The 356-nt window shown below is 52.0% G+C and carries 1 pseudogene; it reads left to right on the top strand.

The annotated features are described in order from the left end of the window. A pseudogene (locus ACE418_RS13490) lies at positions 1-356 on the top strand (RNA-guided endonuclease TnpB family protein); the annotation flags it as partial.

The following is a 356-nucleotide window of genomic DNA, read 5'->3' as shown; positions in this document are numbered from 1 at the left end:
TATCAGTCGAAAGATGTCCGCCTGCCGCACTATCGTGAAAAAGGGGGATGGTTCCATCTCGTCTTGTCGACGAACGCCATTAACATTAAGAATGGCGTTCTGACGGTGCCGATGAGCCGGGAATATGCGAAAAGCCGTAACGGCCATCGGATTCGGATTCCTGTTCCCGACAGACTGAAGGATAAGACGATTCAGGAAGTCCGCATCTGTCCTATGTATGGCGGACGGTATTTCAAGATTCAGTATTGTTACTTACAAGACCCAGAACCGGCGAAAACCTCGCCAGACCGTGTCCTGGCTATCGACTTGGGCCTGGATAATCTGGCAGCCTGCGTCACCAATACGGGGACGTCGTT

Origin of the sequence: Megasphaera jansseni, assembly GCF_047974155.1 — a bacterium.
In the GTDB taxonomy this organism is placed as follows: Bacteria; Bacillota; Negativicutes; order Veillonellales; family Megasphaeraceae; genus Megasphaera.
Note: the sequence above shows the minus strand (reverse complement) of the source record. Positions and strands in the feature narration are given on the sequence as shown.